At 43.2% G+C, this 16,539-nt stretch carries 19 protein-coding genes and 1 riboswitch; of the genes, 15 read left to right on the top strand and 4 right to left on the bottom strand.

Annotated features, from left to right (window positions below; all coding sequences use genetic code 11):
* The first annotated feature begins 31 nt into the window (after positions 1-31).
* The 10 genes from ACDZ28_RS02655 to ACDZ28_RS02610 all read left to right on the top strand — a co-directional run bounded on the left by ACDZ28_RS02655 (position 32) and on the right by ACDZ28_RS02610 (position 10,458).
* Complete coding sequence (locus ACDZ28_RS02655; RefSeq protein ID WP_339288024.1) at positions 32-2,137, top strand: penicillin-binding transpeptidase domain-containing protein; 2,106 nt, start codon at positions 32-34, stop codon at positions 2,135-2,137.
* Between the two features lie 77 nt (positions 2,138-2,214).
* On the top strand, positions 2,215-2,982 hold the full coding sequence (locus tag ACDZ28_RS02650) for a Cof-type HAD-IIB family hydrolase (protein WP_042130907.1): 768 nt from the start codon (positions 2,215-2,217) through the stop codon (positions 2,980-2,982).
* A 61-nt stretch (positions 2,983-3,043) separates the two neighbouring features.
* Positions 3,044-3,529, top strand: a complete 486-nt coding sequence (locus ACDZ28_RS02645; protein ID WP_042130906.1) for a DUF456 domain-containing protein — start codon at positions 3,044-3,046, stop codon at positions 3,527-3,529.
* Positions 3,530-3,556: 27 nt separating this feature from the next.
* Entirely contained in the window at positions 3,557-5,185 is a 1,629-nt protein-coding gene (locus ACDZ28_RS02640; protein ID WP_042130905.1) for a polysaccharide biosynthesis protein, read from the top strand.
* Positions 5,186-5,263: 78 nt separating this feature from the next.
* Positions 5,264-5,608, top strand: coding sequence for a thioredoxin family protein (locus ACDZ28_RS02635; RefSeq protein WP_042130904.1), 345 nt, complete (start codon positions 5,264-5,266; stop codon positions 5,606-5,608).
* Between the two features lie 91 nt (positions 5,609-5,699).
* Positions 5,700-6,683: a heme A synthase gene (locus tag ACDZ28_RS02630; protein ID WP_076119503.1), complete on the top strand. Its 984-nt coding sequence runs from the start codon at positions 5,700-5,702 to the stop codon at positions 6,681-6,683.
* Between the two features lie 108 nt (positions 6,684-6,791).
* On the top strand, positions 6,792-7,526 hold the full coding sequence (locus ACDZ28_RS02625) for a Cthe_2314 family HEPN domain-containing protein (RefSeq protein ID WP_042130903.1): 735 nt from the start codon (positions 6,792-6,794) through the stop codon (positions 7,524-7,526).
* A 99-nt stretch (positions 7,527-7,625) separates the two neighbouring features.
* A riboswitch (SAM riboswitch) is annotated at positions 7,626-7,765 on the top strand.
* Positions 7,766-7,866: 101 nt separating this feature from the next.
* Positions 7,867-8,883: a methionine ABC transporter ATP-binding protein gene (locus ACDZ28_RS02620; protein ID WP_339288021.1), complete on the top strand. Its 1,017-nt coding sequence runs from the start codon at positions 7,867-7,869 to the stop codon at positions 8,881-8,883.
* The gene (locus tag ACDZ28_RS02615; RefSeq protein WP_339288020.1) at positions 8,883-9,542 is read left to right on the top strand and encodes a methionine ABC transporter permease; all 660 of its coding nucleotides are present in this window, start codon (positions 8,883-8,885) and stop codon (positions 9,540-9,542) included. The genes ACDZ28_RS02620 and ACDZ28_RS02615 overlap by 1 nt, the downstream gene beginning before the upstream one ends.
* Before the next feature lie 58 nt (positions 9,543-9,600).
* Positions 9,601-10,458: a MetQ/NlpA family ABC transporter substrate-binding protein gene (locus ACDZ28_RS02610; protein ID WP_375103953.1), complete on the top strand. Its 858-nt coding sequence runs from the start codon at positions 9,601-9,603 to the stop codon at positions 10,456-10,458.
* 156 nt (positions 10,459-10,614) lie between these two features.
* Here ACDZ28_RS02610 and ACDZ28_RS02605 read toward each other — a convergent pair whose 3' ends face one another.
* Positions 10,615-10,863, bottom strand: a complete 249-nt coding sequence (locus ACDZ28_RS02605; RefSeq protein WP_042130899.1) for a NifU family protein — start codon at positions 10,861-10,863, stop codon at positions 10,615-10,617.
* Between the two features lie 81 nt (positions 10,864-10,944).
* On the opposite strand from ACDZ28_RS02605, the gene ACDZ28_RS02600 reads away from it, so the two are divergent.
* Positions 10,945-11,199: a YuzB family protein gene (locus tag ACDZ28_RS02600; RefSeq protein ID WP_042130898.1), complete on the top strand. Its 255-nt coding sequence runs from the start codon at positions 10,945-10,947 to the stop codon at positions 11,197-11,199.
* Between the two features lie 86 nt (positions 11,200-11,285).
* Here the strand turns inward: ACDZ28_RS02600 and ACDZ28_RS02595 are convergent, their stop codons facing one another.
* Together ACDZ28_RS02595 and mqnE are read right to left on the bottom strand one after the other, a co-directional pair.
* Complete coding sequence (locus tag ACDZ28_RS02595; protein WP_375103952.1) at positions 11,286-12,347, bottom strand: NAD(P)/FAD-dependent oxidoreductase; 1,062 nt, start codon at positions 12,345-12,347, stop codon at positions 11,286-11,288.
* 49 nt (positions 12,348-12,396) lie between these two features.
* The gene (mqnE, locus tag ACDZ28_RS02590) at positions 12,397-13,503 is read right to left on the bottom strand and encodes an aminofutalosine synthase MqnE (protein ID WP_042130896.1); all 1,107 of its coding nucleotides are present in this window, start codon (positions 13,501-13,503) and stop codon (positions 12,397-12,399) included.
* Between the two features lie 372 nt (positions 13,504-13,875).
* Here mqnE and ACDZ28_RS02585 point away from each other — a divergent pair, with 372 nt between their 5' ends.
* Together ACDZ28_RS02585 and ACDZ28_RS02580 are read left to right on the top strand one after the other, a co-directional pair.
* A complete protein-coding gene (locus ACDZ28_RS02585) occupies positions 13,876-14,235 on the top strand; it encodes an iron-sulfur cluster assembly accessory protein (protein WP_042191575.1) in 360 nt (119 codons plus the stop codon).
* Positions 14,236-14,339: 104 nt separating this feature from the next.
* Positions 14,340-14,792: a GNAT family N-acetyltransferase gene (locus ACDZ28_RS02580; protein ID WP_076119500.1), complete on the top strand. Its 453-nt coding sequence runs from the start codon at positions 14,340-14,342 to the stop codon at positions 14,790-14,792.
* Between the two features lie 67 nt (positions 14,793-14,859).
* Here the strand turns inward: ACDZ28_RS02580 and ACDZ28_RS02575 are convergent, their stop codons facing one another.
* Positions 14,860-15,069 carry a hypothetical protein gene (locus ACDZ28_RS02575; protein ID WP_042130893.1) on the bottom strand — a complete coding sequence of 70 codons (210 nt, stop codon included), beginning with the start codon at positions 15,067-15,069 and terminating at the stop codon, positions 14,860-14,862.
* Between the two features lie 332 nt (positions 15,070-15,401).
* Between ACDZ28_RS02575 and ACDZ28_RS02570 the strand changes: the two genes are divergently transcribed.
* Complete coding sequence (locus tag ACDZ28_RS02570) at positions 15,402-16,064, top strand: YheC/YheD family protein (RefSeq protein WP_375103951.1); 663 nt, start codon at positions 15,402-15,404, stop codon at positions 16,062-16,064.
* 314 nt (positions 16,065-16,378) lie between these two features.
* Complete coding sequence (locus tag ACDZ28_RS02565; RefSeq protein WP_036685584.1) at positions 16,379-16,522, top strand: sporulation histidine kinase inhibitor Sda; 144 nt, start codon at positions 16,379-16,381, stop codon at positions 16,520-16,522.
* The last annotated feature ends 17 nt before the right edge of the window (positions 16,523-16,539 follow it).

Raw genomic sequence — 16,539 nt, 5'->3', positions numbered from 1 at the left:
ATATTTTAGAGAAAAAGGAGAGAAATATACTGTGAGTTTTTTCCGTAAGCAGGCCTCACCTCCAGATGAGACCAGCAGTAAAAGTTCCATAGGCCTGCGACTCAACGTGTTTTTCTTTAGCACGTTCGTTATATTTTGCGTAATTATTATACGCCTGGCTGTGTTGCAGTTCGTGGAAGGCCCGACTTTAACTGAAGTGGAGACAAGCAGAGATACCAAAAATGTACCTCTTGCATCCATGCGAGGTGTAATTTATGCTGCTGAAGGTGAGAAGTTAGCGTACTCTACGCCGGTACAATCGCTGTATATTACGCTCAATAAGGAGTATACCGCAAAACAAACAGATAAAATTACCGGTAAAACTACGCTGACCCCGGAAGCTAAAGCCAAGTCAGATGCATTGGCGGCGAAGCTGGTAGCTGATTTCAATAAATATGGCGATCCAAATGCTGAAAAGATGACAGAAGAAGATGTTATTGAAGCGCTGGATTTATATTTCCGCAAATCACTCGGCTTTATGGCACGGCGGATTAAGGCTGATCTGACTACTCAGGAAGTAGCCTATTTCATGGAACATAAGGGTGAATATCCAGGTCTTGAAATTGTCGAGGAAAGCATTCGTCATTACGATAAAGATACGGTTGCCGTACAGACAATAGGGTATATCAAGCCTTTTAAATCAGCAAACAGCCTTAATATTTATAAGAATATCTTAAATGCTATGAAGAACAATCCAGAGCCAGGACTAACGTACAAAGATGATGAATTTGTCGGATTTGACGGTCTGGAGCTACAGTATCAGAGAGAGCTTCGGGGACAAAATGGGTATCAAGAAATTTCTGTAAATCCACAGAATATGGCTGAGAAAGTCGAACGAGTTGTCCCTCCTGTGAAAGGTAACGACGTTTGGACAACGATTAATAAGAATATCCAGATGAAGACAGAGCAGGCCATTATGGATCAGATTAAGTGGCTGCATTCCAATCCTGTACAGGGTAAAACGCATCCTAATGCATTAACGGGTTACGCTGTGGCGATGGAAGTCGATACGGGAAATATCGTCAGTATGGCGAGTATGCCGGACTACGATACGAATATTTGGACATCAGGCTCCTTATCTACAGATGTCTGGAACAGTATTATGGACAACTACCAGAACGGTACCATTAACCCGATTTCTTCAGGAACTTCAGGGAATGGACTAAGATCGGTGCTGCTTCTAGGTTCAACTATTAAACCGTTAAGTGTACTCGTGGGTCTGAATGAAGGTCTATTTACACCTTCAACCTACTACCCAGATAAAGGCTTTGCGACTTTTGGTAAAACAGGTCATGAAACCAAGGTAAGAAACTCTGGAGGACATGTCTACGGTTCTATGGACCCTGCAAGAGCGATTGAGAAGTCCTCGAATGCGTTCATGGTTGATATGGTCGGTAAAAGATTATATGAGAAGTATAAGAGTAAGGGGATAGATGTCTGGGATAGGTATATGAAAGAGTTTGGTCTTGGTGTATCCACGGGAAGTGGTCTGCCAAATGAATTCTTAGGACAGATTAACTATACCAATATAGAGGCTGCGGGTAGTGCACAAGCGGCACTTGTATATGCTTCTTTCGGTCAACAAGGTAGTTATACAGTGTTGCAGCTTGCGCAATACGTAGCTACACTTGCTAACGAAGGACAGCGGATCAAACCTCAACTCGTTAGCAAGATTACAGATGCTGATGGAAAAGTAGTCAAGGAGTTCGGTCGTGAGGTGCTGGATGAAGTAACAGCCTTCGATAAATCCTATTGGAAAGAAATACAACAGGGTATGCGAAGTGAAGTTAGTGCTTTTTCTGATTTCCCTTATGATTTTGCTCGTAAGACAGGAACATCACAGCAAGTGGCTAAGGGTCAAATTCGAGATAATGGTGTATTTATTGCTTATGCTCCACGTAATAACCCTAAGCTGGCAGTAGCCGTAGTCATTCCTGAGGGTGGCTTTGGTTCCCAAAGTGCTGCGCCTGTAGCACGCAAAATTTTCGATGCTTATGATTGGGAATACGGGCTTGATGGTGTTCCGAAGAAGAGCCTTCAGTCAGGTAATAATGTCAATGACCCTGCGAAGGAGGGAACGGCTACAGGTACCGAATAACTCTGACCCTAAGGTGAATATGGAATAAAAAATAAACAGCTGCTCTTTAGAGAGCATACAAGAATGGAGGGGTGGCAATGACTGCCAAATACCGCCTGCTTGCTTTGGATATGGATGGAACCTTACTGAATGATGAACAAATTATTACACCTACAACGGTGGAATGGCTTCAAAAGGCGGTCGACGCAGGCGTTCATGTCTGTCTGTCGACAGGCCGGGCTTTTACAAGTGCATTTCCATATGCAGAGCAGCTTGGACTAGGAACACCAATGATTACTGTGAATGGCAGTGAGGTGTGGCGAGCGCCGCACGAAATTTATCGCCGGTCGCTGATGGACCCTATGCTAGTAAAACAGATGTATGAACTTGCGAAGGAAGATGACATTTGGTTCTGGGCCTATTCTACGGAAAAGGTTCATAAACAGGATAACTGGGATGGGGATGTAACGGGCAGAGAATGGCTTAAATTCGGTTATCACACCGAAGATGATGAGCTTCGTCATAAGCTGCTGCTTCGCCTTCAAGATATGGGTGGACTGGAGATTACGAACTCCTCCCCGCATAATCTAGAGATTAATCCTCTAGGTGTGAATAAGGCGACCGGAATCAAGGAAGTCTGTAAGCTGCTCGGGCTAGAAATGTCCCAAGTTATAGCAGTTGGCGATAGCCTCAACGACCTTGCGGCGATTCAGCAGGCAGGGCTTGGGGTCGCTATGGGCAACGCTCAGGAGACGGTTAAAGAAGAGGCTGACGCTGTGGTGGCTTCTAATAATAATGATGGTATCGCTGAAGTTGTCCAAAAGTATATTTTTAATGAAGTGGTAACCTCTTTAGGCAGCCAATAATAAAGAATTGCTATATTCGAAGTGAATCCATAGAGCATATTTGCTATTAGGGGGTTAAGTATTGACGATCCTGGGTTGGATTCTTATTATTGCTTTATTCGCCGTAGGACTGGCCGGGGCTGTGTATCCGATATTGCCAGGTGCACTAGCGATTTATCTTGGCTTTTTCGTATATGGCTGGTTCTTCTCTTTCGAGCCTTTTGGTGTTTGGTTCTGGATCATTCAAACGCTGATCGTTGTAGTACTATTTATTGCTGATTATGTTGTAGGGGCGTGGGGCGTTAAGAAATTTGGCGGCTCACGTTCATCCATTATCGGGAGTACGATTGGGCTAATCCTTGGTCCATTTGTAATTCCAGCCTTTGGACTTATTATTGGTCCGTTTTTGGGTGCCTTTATAGGAGAATTGATCGTGGGTTCTTCACCAGCTAAAGCTGCCAAAGTAAGTGTAGGATCAATACTTGGGTTGTTTAGTAGTACTGTTGTCAAAATTGTGCTACAAATTATTATGGTCGTCCTCTTTTTTATTTGGGTCGTCCGGTTTTAATTTTAACAGTGAAGAAGGGGAAATGGTTTGTCCAAGAAAGAGTCTTTCGTAAAAGGCACGCTTATCCTTGCTGCTGCAGCTTTGGTGGCAAGGGTACTCGGGCTTGTTCAGCGGGTGCCGCTGGATCATATTTTTGATGATGTGGGGAGAGCATCATTTGGGGTATCGAACAATATCTATTTAATGCTGCTCACCGTGGCTACAGCAGGTATTCCAAGTACGCTCAGTAAAATGGTCTCCGAGCGGTACGCTCTGAATCGTCCTGAAGAGGCGAGACAAGTGTATCATGCAGCATTGCTGTTTTCAGTAGCAGCAGGGGTAATCATGACTGCCTTGCTGTACATAGGCGCTCCGTTCTATGCAACACATATTGCTGATGTACCTGAATCAGCGATGGCAGTTAGGGCTATTGCACCTGCGCTTTTACTTTTTCCGGCAATTGCCATGATGCGTGGATATTTTCAAGGGCGTAACAATATGATGGCTGGTGGTATTTCACAGATTGTAGAGCAGTTCGCTCGCGTACTAGTCGCTATTTTACTAGCTTATATTCTATTACAGCAGGGATATAACAATACAACTATAGCTGCGGGAGCATCCTTCGGTAGCGTAATTGGTAGTATTGCAGCATTTGGTGTCATGATTTATTTTGCAATCAAGCTGCGCCGAGAGGATAAACAGCAAGGATTAAATTACAATACCACTCAAAAATTGCCGATTTGGGGAATTTACAAAGATATTTTCACACTATCGATTCCGATCGTGCTCTCCTCACTTACGATTCCAGTAGTGAATGTAATTGATACTTCTTTGGCTGTACCGCTGCTTATTGATCAGATGGGTAGAGAGAGTGCAACAGCAGCTTTGGGTATACTAACCACGCGTGCTCAAAGTGTGGCCGGAATTCCACCGGTTCTAGCCATTGCGCTAGGTACCTCGCTGATTCCGATCATTTCAGCTGCTTATGCCCGTCGTGATGAGGGACACTTGAAGAAGCAAATTACACTTGCTTTGCGGATTTCTATCCTGACAGGAATGCCAATTGTGTTGGCACTTGTGGCAGCAGCCTATTCTGTAAACGGGTTATTGTTCAGCAGCTTGGACGGAAGCGGAATTGTGGCGATGCTTACGATTGGAACGATCTTTCAGATTACCATGATGACAACGAACTCCATCTTGCTCGGTATGGGCAAATCACGCATTTCAATGTATTATGTGCTAGTGGGTATTATTGTTAAATTAGTAGCAAGCTTCTTACTAAGTAAGGTATTTGGGATATACGGGATTATCGGCGCAACAGCACTTTGTTTCGTAGTCATTACTATTCTTAATTTACGAATGCTAAAATCCATTGTACCTTTCGAAATTATGGGTAAACGGTGGGGCGGCTTTGGAATTGCGGTTCTTGTGTCCGGAGGTATTGGTTTTGGTTTGAACCAAGCTGGAATTCTGTTAACGGATCTAATGCCTGCACGCCTGGCGTTTCTGATCACTTGTCTTGTTGTAGGGGCTGCAGTTGTTGTTATTTACCTGGTATTGCTAATTGTACTGGGTGTGCTTACTAAACAGGAAATCTCCAGTTATCCGCGTGCACTGCAAAAATTGTTGAATCCGCTGATGAAATTGCAGCCTGCGCGTGTTCGTATGAGAGAATAGGTTTGACTTCTGCATGACAATTTGCTTCACTTAAAGAATAGAAATTTGACAGATATGGAAGAAAGGACGGAACAAACTATGGACAAAATAAGTTCTCCTGGTGAATTTCAGGTAGCCATTCAATCTCCACGCTTAACAGTAGCCATCTTCAAGGCGGACTGGTGCTCGGATTGTAAGTTTATCGATCCTTTTATCCCTGAGGTAGAGCAAGCCTATGCCGATCGTTTAACGTTGGTTGAGGTTGACGTTGATGCTGTAGGTGATGTTAGTCAGGAACAAAATATTATGGGGATTCCAAGCTTCGTCGCTTATTCCGATGGACGTGAATTGGTTAGGTTCGTTAATAAATTACGTAAATCCCGCGAGGAAATTGAGAATTTCCTGGATAAAGCGGTTCAAGTGCATCAAAGTCTTCAACAGTAATTCCGGAAAACCACCGCTTTCGCCTGTTTGAGCAAAAGCGGTGGTTTTTTTAAAATGCTTCTTCATTACTAAAAACTGCGGGTGATATTTTTTGACGACAAATCAGTTGAAATGGCTTAGTTATCTTACTTGCCTTATCATGTTCCTAGCCGTACTAGGGGGAGCAGTAGTAACGAAGACTGGATCGGGATTGGAATGCGGAAATGAATGGCCTCTCTGTCATGGCAAATTAATTCCTGCTTATACTGTAGGTTCGATGATTGAATACACTCATCGTTTGTTTAGCGGATTGGCTGGGTTATTGTCACTTGCTTCGATGTTTGCTTTTTGGCGTTATGCGCGAAATCGTCGGGACTTGTTAGTCTATGCATTTATGACTTTGTTGTTTGTAATTGTACAAGGTGGTATGGGAGCGCTTGCAGTAATTAAATCCCAATCTGCTGCTGTGATGGCACTGCATATGGGTTTTTCCTTAATCGCTTTTTCTAGTTCTCTGATGCTTGCACTTGGAACAAAAAGACGGCATGAAGCAGGCGATTATGATTACGATCAAAAGATGGAGATTCAGAAGAAACCCGTTAGCAAAGCTTTCCGCAATTTAACCTGTTTTACGGCCTTATATTCCTATGTTGTCGTTTATATTGGAGCCTTTGTTAGTCATACGGATTCACGCGGTGGATGTTCTGGCTGGCCACTCTGCAACGGTGAATGGGTGCCTGAGCTTTCCGGGGGAGTGGGTATTGTTTTTACACACCGGATTGCGGCTTTGATCTTATTTATTCTTACCGCGGTGCTTGGACATTTAGCTTTTTGGAAACATAAGGATTACCCCGAGCTAAGAGCTCTTGGCGTAGCTGCTGTTCTGCTGTGCCTGATGCAGGTGTTTAGTGGAGCTGCTGTTGTTTACACCTTAGATAATGAAAGATTATACATATTTGCCGCCTTGGCTCATATTTTGTTGATTGCTTGTTTGTTTGGTGTTCTGTGCTATATGAGTGTAAGAGTCTGGCAGCTGAGTAGGACGAGAAATATCGTTAATGAAAAAAATCCGAAGAATCATATGACACCGTTGTAACCCCTTGGTAGAAAGTTCCCACCGTGGATAGAGTCGCTTTACCTGCGGAATAATAAAGTGGAAATCGGTATATCGTGGTGCTGGACAAAACTTTAGGAGGACTGGGATATGCTGCGGGTTATACTTGGAGAGCCGCCTCGAAAGAACAGCGGTGTATTGGCTGATGCGATGGAGAATATGGCTACTTTTGCAGCTTTACTGCGCAAGGAAATGAACGCCCATGAGGATAATGACCATGAATACCGCAAGCTGGAGATTTGGACACGTGGACTGATCTCCTCATTGGATGAATTGGAGCAAAGCTGGTTCGCAGCTGCTTTTTACCGGAAATCGGTAATCGCTGGTTATATGGACGATATGTCACCAGTGGAACAAGGCGATTATGCGCGGTATGTTTATTTTTATAAAGATGGATTTATTCGTGTGTTCTCTCTTCTGGACAAGCTTGGAACGGTACTGAATCATTTTTATGACCTCAAAACCTCCAAATTAAAAACGCACTTTTCTTATTTTACAGTGCTGCGTCAACTTCAACTATTGAATGTACATCCAGCATTAGCGGATCAACTGGAACAGATCAAGAACTCTTATCGTGATCCACTAGAGAATCTACGCAAGCGCAGAAATGCTGAAATTCATTATATGAATTCCGAAATGCAGGATGATTTATGGCAGCGACATCAAGGCTTGCATGACAAAATTCAGCTTGAGGATTTAGATAGCCATCTAGAGGATTTAAAGCAATCCCTCGAAATGAACTGTAAGACGTTAATCGCAGCATATAGCTACAGCAATGAGCAGTTGCGTAAGGAAATAAGCAAGCCAAATCGGGTAAAATCATAAGCGTTCAATATATTTCCTTTTGACAAAAAACAAGAAACTTACTATACTTATGCTTGCATTAAAGTCTGTACGAATTCAAACATAAATTTTATACTCTATATCTTATCGAGAGTGGCGGAGGGATAGGCCCGATGAAGCCCGGCAACCGATTTGTATACAGCGCGATAAGCGTTATGTACAAATGTCATGGTGCTAATTCCTACAATGGCGCAAGGTTTGTGGTCGTTGGCAGATGAGAAGGCATTGTCTAAATAAACACACAGAGCCTCTTGCGATCTGCATCGATCGTCGGAGGTTTTTTTTGTATGGAATAAGTGAAATATAAAGGGGGCGATGATCGTTGATTAATCTAAAAGGAATAACAAAGGTATATGGAAAAGGCACCCAAGCGGCCACAGCACTTTCCGGATTGAATCTGTCTATCGAAAAAGGTGAAATATTCGGAGTTATTGGCCATTCTGGAGCGGGAAAAAGTACATTGATCCGTTGCATTAATTTGTTGGAGCGTCCGACAGAAGGGGAAGTTTGGGTAGATGGCATTGAACTAACCAAGCTTACTCAAGGTCAGCTGCAGGAACAGCGGCGCAAAATTGGGATGATTTTTCAACATTTCAATCTGCTATCATCTGCGACAGTGTACGATAATATTGCTTTTCCTCTGCGACTCACAGGTACTTCGAGAGCAGATATTGATACAAAAGTAAAAGACTTGCTTGCCTTAGTTGGGCTAGAAGAACACCGGGATAAGTATCCCTCTCAGTTATCAGGAGGGCAAAAGCAACGGGTCGGCATCGCGAGGGCACTTGCCAGCGATCCTGATGTGCTGCTATGTGATGAGGCAACCTCTGCGCTTGATCCACAAACGACAGACTCTATCCTTAAGCTATTGCTCGATATTAATAAACGGTTCCATCTGACTATTGTGCTGATCACTCACGAAATGCACGTGATTCAGAGTATCTGCGATCGTGTTGCGGTTATTCATGGTGGTGGTATCGTTGAGCAAGGTAAAGTTACGGAGGTATTCTTAAAGCCGCAGCATGAAGTTACTCGCGATTTCATCCGTAGTGAGTCACAGAATGAGGGACCCCTTCGTACGGCGCTTGACGCTGCTGCTGGGGACAACTCTCAGGCCGTCAAAATTACTTTTTTCGGAGAAAAGACCTACGGCTCCGCACTTTCCAATGTAGTACGAGAAACAGGTGTTAGCTTTGCCATTTTGCACGGCACCATTTCAACGATTAAAGACGTACCTTATGGACAAATGATTGTAAGGTTCGAGGGTCCAGCTGAAGCGATTGCTGTGACAATAGCCGAACTAACCGCTCAAGGTCTTGAAGTGGAGGTGATTTCGTAATGAATTTCGCAGATTTAAACTGGCAAGAAATGATGGATGCTACAGTTGCTACCTTGCAAATGTTAATATTTTCCGGATTGTTCACAATTATTCTTGGTTTACCACTCGGAATTCTATTGTATTTATGGGGAAGATCGAATAGTATAGTAATCAGAGTAATTTACACGGTCTTATCATTCGTTGTAAACATCTTACGATCCGTACCGTTTATCATTTTGATGGTAGCATTAATTCCATTTAGCAAAGCCGTTGTTGGAACTTCTATCGGAGTACTCGGTACGATCCCACCGCTGGTGATTGGTGCAGCTCCATTCTTTGCTCGCTTGGTGGAAACGGCGTTAAGAGAAGTAGATCGCGGAGTAATCGAAGCGGCGCAAGGGATGGGAGCATCCACGAATCAGATCGTTATGCGCGTTCTTTTGCCAGAGGCTCGTCCAGGTCTACTCGCTGGAGTTACGATCACACTGGTCACACTGGTTTCCTATACGGCAATGTCCGGGATGGTAGGCGGCGGTGGTCTAGGGGATCTAGCAATCCGTTACGGATATTACCGTTATGAGAAGGAAGTTATGATTATCTCAGTAGTCTTGATGGTCATACTGGTGCAATTGCTACAAATGGCCGGTGATCGACTAGTACGGCATTTCACACGGAAATAAGGTACGTCCATATATAGCCTTATTCATACAAATACCAAGGATAAGAGGGGGATTTAAAATGAAAAAATTACTACTTACTTTTTTTAGTCTGACACTGGTTGTGGTGCTAGCTGCTTGCGGCAATAACAATAATGCTTCTAACTCGGCTGCCACTAATGCACCAAAAGATGGTGCTGCAACTGAGTCATCTGCAGAACCTGTAAAATTGGTGGTTGGTGCTTCACCTGTTCCACACGCTGAAATCCTAAAAGCTATTGCTCCATTGCTTGAAGCGCAAGGAATTACATTAGAAATCAAAGAATTCACTGACTATGTTCAACCAAACGTTCAGCTTTCAGAGAAGAATCTGGATGCTAACTTCTTCCAACATCAACCTTACCTGGATGACCAGAATCAAAAGAACGGTTCGGATCTAGTTTCTGTTACAGCCGTTCACGTTGAACCTTTTGGTGCTTATTCCAAAAAAATCAAATCCATCGACGAGCTGGCTGATGGTGCGAAAGTAGCCATCCCGAATGATGCTACAAACGGTGGTCGTGCACTAATCTTGCTTGCTAAAAATGGTCTGATTACATTAAAAGATGATACCAACATCACATCTACCCAAGCGGATATTACTGAAAATAAGAAAAACCTTAAAATCATCGAGCTAGATGCTGCAATGTTAGGTCGTCAATTAGATGAAGTGGATCTTGCATTGATTAACACTAACTATGCTTTAGAAGCTGACCTGGTTCCTACTAAAGATGCTTTGTTCATCGAGGGTACGGATTCTCCTTATGCTAACATCCTGGTAGCTCGTCCTGACAATAAAGATTCCGATGCAATCAAAAAGCTTGCCGCTGCACTGAATTCTCCAGAAGCGAAAGCGTTCATTGAAGAGCAGTACAAAGGCTCGATCATTCCAGCATTTTAAGACAGAGAGCTAGCTTACTCTCTAATTACAGCATAAAACCCGCTGCCTAATGGCATGCGGGTTTTATGCTGTATGTTGTAGGAGAAGGGTAAATCCACTATAATAAGAAAATCCCGATCTCCTGAAGAGGAGGATCGGGAATGATATTGAATGGGATTAGAATACTTGCATAACTTCTTGTACGCCTTCTACTTCTTCAAGAAGAGCGCGTTCAATCCCGGCTTTCAAGGTGATCGTGGAGCTTGGGCAGCTGCCGCAGGCACCCATAAGTTTCAACTTAACGATGCCGTCTTCTACATCAACTAGTTCAACGTCGCCGCCATCGCGTTGTAGGAACGGACGAAGCTTATCCAGCACTTCCAATACTTCATCATACATTTCGGTGCTTTGTGCATTCTCACTCATTTCTCAATCACTCCTTTCGTAAGTTCATTATAGTACAAAAAGTTAAAAAATAAAATGGTTAGGCGGAACAGGGAGATCATCATGAGACCAATTATTGAATTTTGTGCCAGTAACATGGGTCACGGAACAGACAAACTAATGCATAAGCTGGAGGAAAATCCCGATTACGATGTAATCGAATACGGATGCCTGAACAATTGTGGGGAATGTTATTTAACACCTTTCGCCATGGTCGAAGGAGACATCGTTGCAGCAGATACTGTTGACGAGCTAGAAGAAAAGATTTCTGCCAAAATCAAAGAGCTAGAGGCTTGGTTCAATATAGACCTTGACTAAGTAGTTGCGCAACATATAATTTTTTTAGAAAAAAATAAAGGGCTGCTCTTTTCCGTTATAAATACGGAAAAGAGCAGCCCTTAGGTTTATCCTAAAGTGCGTTTCGACATCCAGAGCACTCCGCTCTTGAGAATACGTGGAACCCGTCCTTTAACGGAGCGTTGGCCCATCAGACCAAATCCAGCTTTCTTGCCTAGTGAGCCTAAAGTACCCTTCAGACGAATAGCATGAAGCTTAGGGGTCTCGCCGCGCCATAAGGCTTGAATTACCTGAGCAACCTGCTCACCCTGCGCTCCTGCAGCTTGTGCGCTTGGAGCGAATGGCAGGCTGGCACAGTCGCCAATCACATACACTTCCGGATAATCAGGTATACGATAATACTCGTCCAGAATGATCCGTCCTCCGCGATCCTTCGGTACTGTTAATTCCTGAACAACCTTCACGGGTTGAATCCCTGCTGTCCATACCGTAACATCTGAAAGAATTTCCTCTGTGCCGTTAAAAAGTGCATTTTTCTCAACGTGGGATACAGATACACGTCCCAGCGTCTGTACTTGATGGTGATGAAACCATTCTTCCACGTACTGTGACAGCTTTGCCGGAAAAGCAGACAAGACACGTTCACCGCGATCCAGAATAGCAATATTAAGATCTGGTCGGCTCTCCCGAAGCTCTGCCGCCAATTCCACTCCACTTAGTCCACCGCCAACAATGTTTATCGTTCCATAAGGCTTCACATCGTTTAAGCGTTGATAAGTCTCCCGGGTCCCTGCAAAGGTCTGGATACTGCAAGTGTATTGATCAGCCCCAGGGATGTTATGGTAATTGTCAGTACAGCCTAGCGCAATGGCTAGAATGTCATAAGACACCGTCTCGTCAGGCTCCATTGTAACGATTTTGCTATCCAAATCAATGGAACTCACCTCACCGTAACGGATGGTAAGACGGGGATGAACCGGAAATTGAATCCGCAAGTGATAGTCCGTTACTGTACCTGCGGCAAGTGCATAATATTCCGTTTTGATTCCTTGATAAGGCATTCGGTCAATTAAGATAATTTCAATATCCTGAGGAAGATGATTATTGAGCAATTCTTGAATGAGGGCCAAGCCGCCATAGCCGCCGCCCAGAACGAGTAGTGTTCTCATGCTGACCGAACTTCCTTTCAATATAGGATAACGGATCTAAGGTAGTCTTTTATTCGTATACCTTTATCGGATTGTAGAACGTGTCGCGTTCTACTGGAATTCGTCCAGCACCTTTTACTAACCAAATCAATTCATCGCGTGTGAGGCCTTCAGGTGTTAAGGCGCCAGCCGCATGGCTAATACGTTCTTTAAGAATGGTACCATGTACGTCAGAAGCACCGAAGTTCAGCGCAACCTGAGTTAGCTGAGGGCCGATATTAATAAAGTATGCTTTGATGTGATCGAAATTATCGAGCATCAATCTGCTGATCGCAATCGTCTTCAGATCCTCATAAGCGGAGTTGCGGCGCATAATCCCTGCATTCTTATTCTTAGGCTGCATAGATAATGGAATGAATACCATAAAACCATTGGTTTCGTCCTGCAGATCGCGGATCTGCATCATGTGCCGAATACGGTCTTCATGAGACTCAATGGAGCCGTAGAGCATCGTTGTATGGGTCTTCATACCAAGCTGATGTGCTGTACGGTGAACTTCCAGATACTCTTCCACATTAGCTTTATCAACGCGCATTTTTTTACGGTATTGATCGGATAATATTTCTGCGCCACCACCGGTAAGTGTTTTAAGACCTGCCGCACGCAGTTGTTCCAGAACCTCACGAATACTCAACCCGCTAATGCGGGTGAAGAAATCGATCTCGGCTGCTGTGTATGCTTTTAAGGTTACCTCAGGGAAACGTTCGTTCAAGGCTTTTAAAGAATCCACATAATACTGGAAAGGAACCTTGTCATTATGCCCACCCACGATATGGAATTCGCGTACACCTGGATGAATATGCTGTTCGACATATTGCACCATTTCCTGACCGGATAGAGTATAAGCACCCTCTTCTCCATCATCTTTGCGGAAATTGCAGAATGCACAATGTGATTCGCAAACATTGGTGAAATATAGACTCATATTTTCGATAAAATATACCCTGTTGTTGTTTTTTGCAAGATTGACTTCATTTGCTAATTGACCAATGGTAAGTAGGTCGTTACTTTGATATAAATAAACGCCATCTTCTAAATTCAATCTTTCGCCGCCGCGAACTTTTTCAATAATGTTCATCATTCGGGCGTCTGTTTGGGGGGTGAAAAGAGTAGACATGTTATGAATTCCTCCTGAAAGTTTTACGGGGTCCATTGCCCGCAGATAATTCCCAGACTTACCCAGACGGTAGCTGTTCATTCATGAAAATAAAGCGGAGGGTTAGCCTCCGTGACAAATTTCCGAATTTTTACTTATGTTTGCCTTCCTTATTATAAACCTCTCTTATAAGGGGATCAACAGCTGGATATGGATGGTTTATTTTGGGGTGATAGGTCAAGCATAAGGCAGTTGTGACTTGAGGGTAATGGAATAGTGGGTTATACTGAGATTATTAAGTATATATTTTTAAGAAAGCAACTTTTGACCGGAAGGTCTCTTAAACATAAGTTTTTCTTATGAAGTGAATCTAATTTATAGGAGGATATGATCATGATTAATATTAGCGAAAAGGCAGCAGAACAACTGAAGGCGATGCTTGCTGAACAAGAAGTGCCGAACATGTTCCTCCGTATTGGAGTAACGCCCGGCGGTTGCAGTGGATTCTCATACGCTATGGGCTTTGATGATAATGAAACCGATCAGGACGTATATATGGACATCCAAGAAATGAAGGTTGTCGTGGAGAAAGAGAATCTTCGTTACCTTGATGGTCTCGAAATTGATTTTGAAGAATCCGGCATGACGGGCGGCTTCACCATCAATAACCCGAACGCTACTGCAACCTGCGGCTGCGGCTCAAGCTTCCGGACAGCTACGGATGCAGGGAAACCGAACGAAGAGCCTTGCTAATTGCAACGACACGCCTCCAGGTCCTATGTTGAGTTCTAGAACATCGGGCTTGGAGGCTTTTTTTTTATTCTCAATGACAAAAGTCATCACAAGGAGCTCTAAGCATGCTGATAAGGAAATTAAACGCAGAAGAACAACCCCCTATGCATTTGTTGTTATTAGCCGATCCTTCACAAAGTCTTGTTGAAGCGTATTTAAAAAGAGGTCAATGTTTTGTAGCTGAAATGGAAAATTGCATTATTGGTGTCTATGTTTTGCTACAAACGAGGCCTGAGACAGTAGAGCTAGTGAATATAGCCGTTGATGAGAAGCAGCAAAGTAAAGGAATAGGAAAGCAGTTGGTCTATCATGCGATTGAGAATGCGAGATTGCTTGGTGCGAAGACGATTGAAGTGGGTACCGGGAATTCAAGTGTAGGGCAGCTGGCTCTCTATCAGAAATGTGGATTTAGAATTACCGGAATCGATAAAGACTTTTTTATCAGACATTATAGTGAAGAGATTGTTGAGAATGGGATTAAAGTAGTAGATATGATTCGCCTTTCATTAGATATATGAGTACAATACAAACAAAAGCCCTCCGACGGAATTCCGTGAGAGGGCTTCTGTTTGTTTCAGGGTACACTTAGGCTGGAATAATGAACTTGTAATTAATCATAAACACGATGAGCGCTGCGGCTCCAAGGGAAAAGGCAATACAGCCAGCACCCAATGCTCTGCGTCTGTCTTTAATGAATTTAAAGCCAATAGCGCAGATCAGTATAGTCGTTCCAGCCAATACGATGGACATCCCAAGCATGGCCACCCAATATAATACCTCGAAAAACTGAGCCATTCCGAGCCCTCCCCGCGCTGTTTTTTTTAAGAACCTCTGAGACATAATTATATAGTTAGAATTGAAAATGTAACCGCTATTAATAATACAACGATTTTGAAGATTATTCTAGTTATAGTGAACTCATCCATTACGATTAAAATGTCGAATGTTCAGAGATAAGATTCTTCAAAATCTGCAATCTAACTATGCATGATTGAGATTGTTGTCGATACAAGCTCTAAGCCCTTTTTGCTAATAGCCTCTTCCTACACGGACAATCATACAAGAGGGCGGGACCTCTTCTGAGTAATGTATAGGGTAGGCTGGAATGTGAAAGGAGGGAAAGGACAATGTCGGGAAGACAGTTGGCTAGCAAATGGTTAAAGACAGAAGCATTGCTCAGTGACGCGAGGGTTTCTCATTATATACCAATGACGAGGGTGTATTCGGCTGACTCACTGTTAGCCATGCTCCGGAAATATGGAAATGTTGTTATTAAACCTATAGTTGGTGGCGGAGGTTACGGTGTAATCAAAGTATTTCGGGATAGCCGAGGTTATGGATTTACTTATATGGACAGAACTCGAATTTACAAGGATTTCAGATCCATGAGACGGGCGCTCCATTTCGTCAAGGTCAGACGCAGATATTTGATTCAACAGGGGATTTCTCTCGCCAGGATTGGCGGGCGTCCTATTGATTATCGGGTAAAGGTAGTGAAAAATGGTGCTGTATGGGAGTTTCGCTCCATGGTAGGAAGATTAGCTCGACCGGGCCTGTTCGTAACCAATTTATGTAAAGGTGGTACGATGCTTTCTTGTCGTGAAGGACTTCGCAGATCGTTGCCCCGGATGAAAGCATCGGCGAAGAAAGCGGAGATGCGTAGACTAACACTTGTATGTATTGAACTAATGGAGCGGCACTTCTCGGGAATAGGTGAACTGGGCTTTGATTATGCTGTGGATTATTCAGGTAAAATATGGATTTTGGAGGTTAATACAAGACCTCAGTAAATTAACAAATATTTTTAAATTGACGATAATAGAGTAGTGAGATAAAATTGCGTTTAGTTGCGTTCTTTTGGGGTAAATTATATTGTAATTTATTTACAATAAAAATATATTTTTAGCTGTATACAAGTGGTTCAATCCTGTGTATAACTATTATCCCCATATTCCACTGTGCAGTTATCACCTTTGTAACGCTTACGCACATATTATACACAGGATTTCCACATGTACTTGTGGATAACACGAACGCTTGTTCGAAAAATGATAGTTTGATATGATAGATTCAGATCCAAATACAGGAAAGGTAGATGAACGTTATGGTTGAATTGTCCGATGAGATGCTTCTAGACTCTTACCATAGAGCGATAGAATTGCAACTAGAGCATGATTTCATCGCTCTTCTACTCGTTGAGATTCGCAAACGAAACTTACACTCTCCAGTTCATGCGGTTCTTCATTAAAAGAGCGCAAAGTATAC

It is taken from the genome of Paenibacillus sp. RS8, from assembly GCF_041956825.1.
GTDB lineage: Bacteria > Bacillota > Bacilli > Paenibacillales > Paenibacillaceae > Paenibacillus_AQ.
This window is presented reverse-complemented; position numbering and strand designations above follow the sequence as displayed.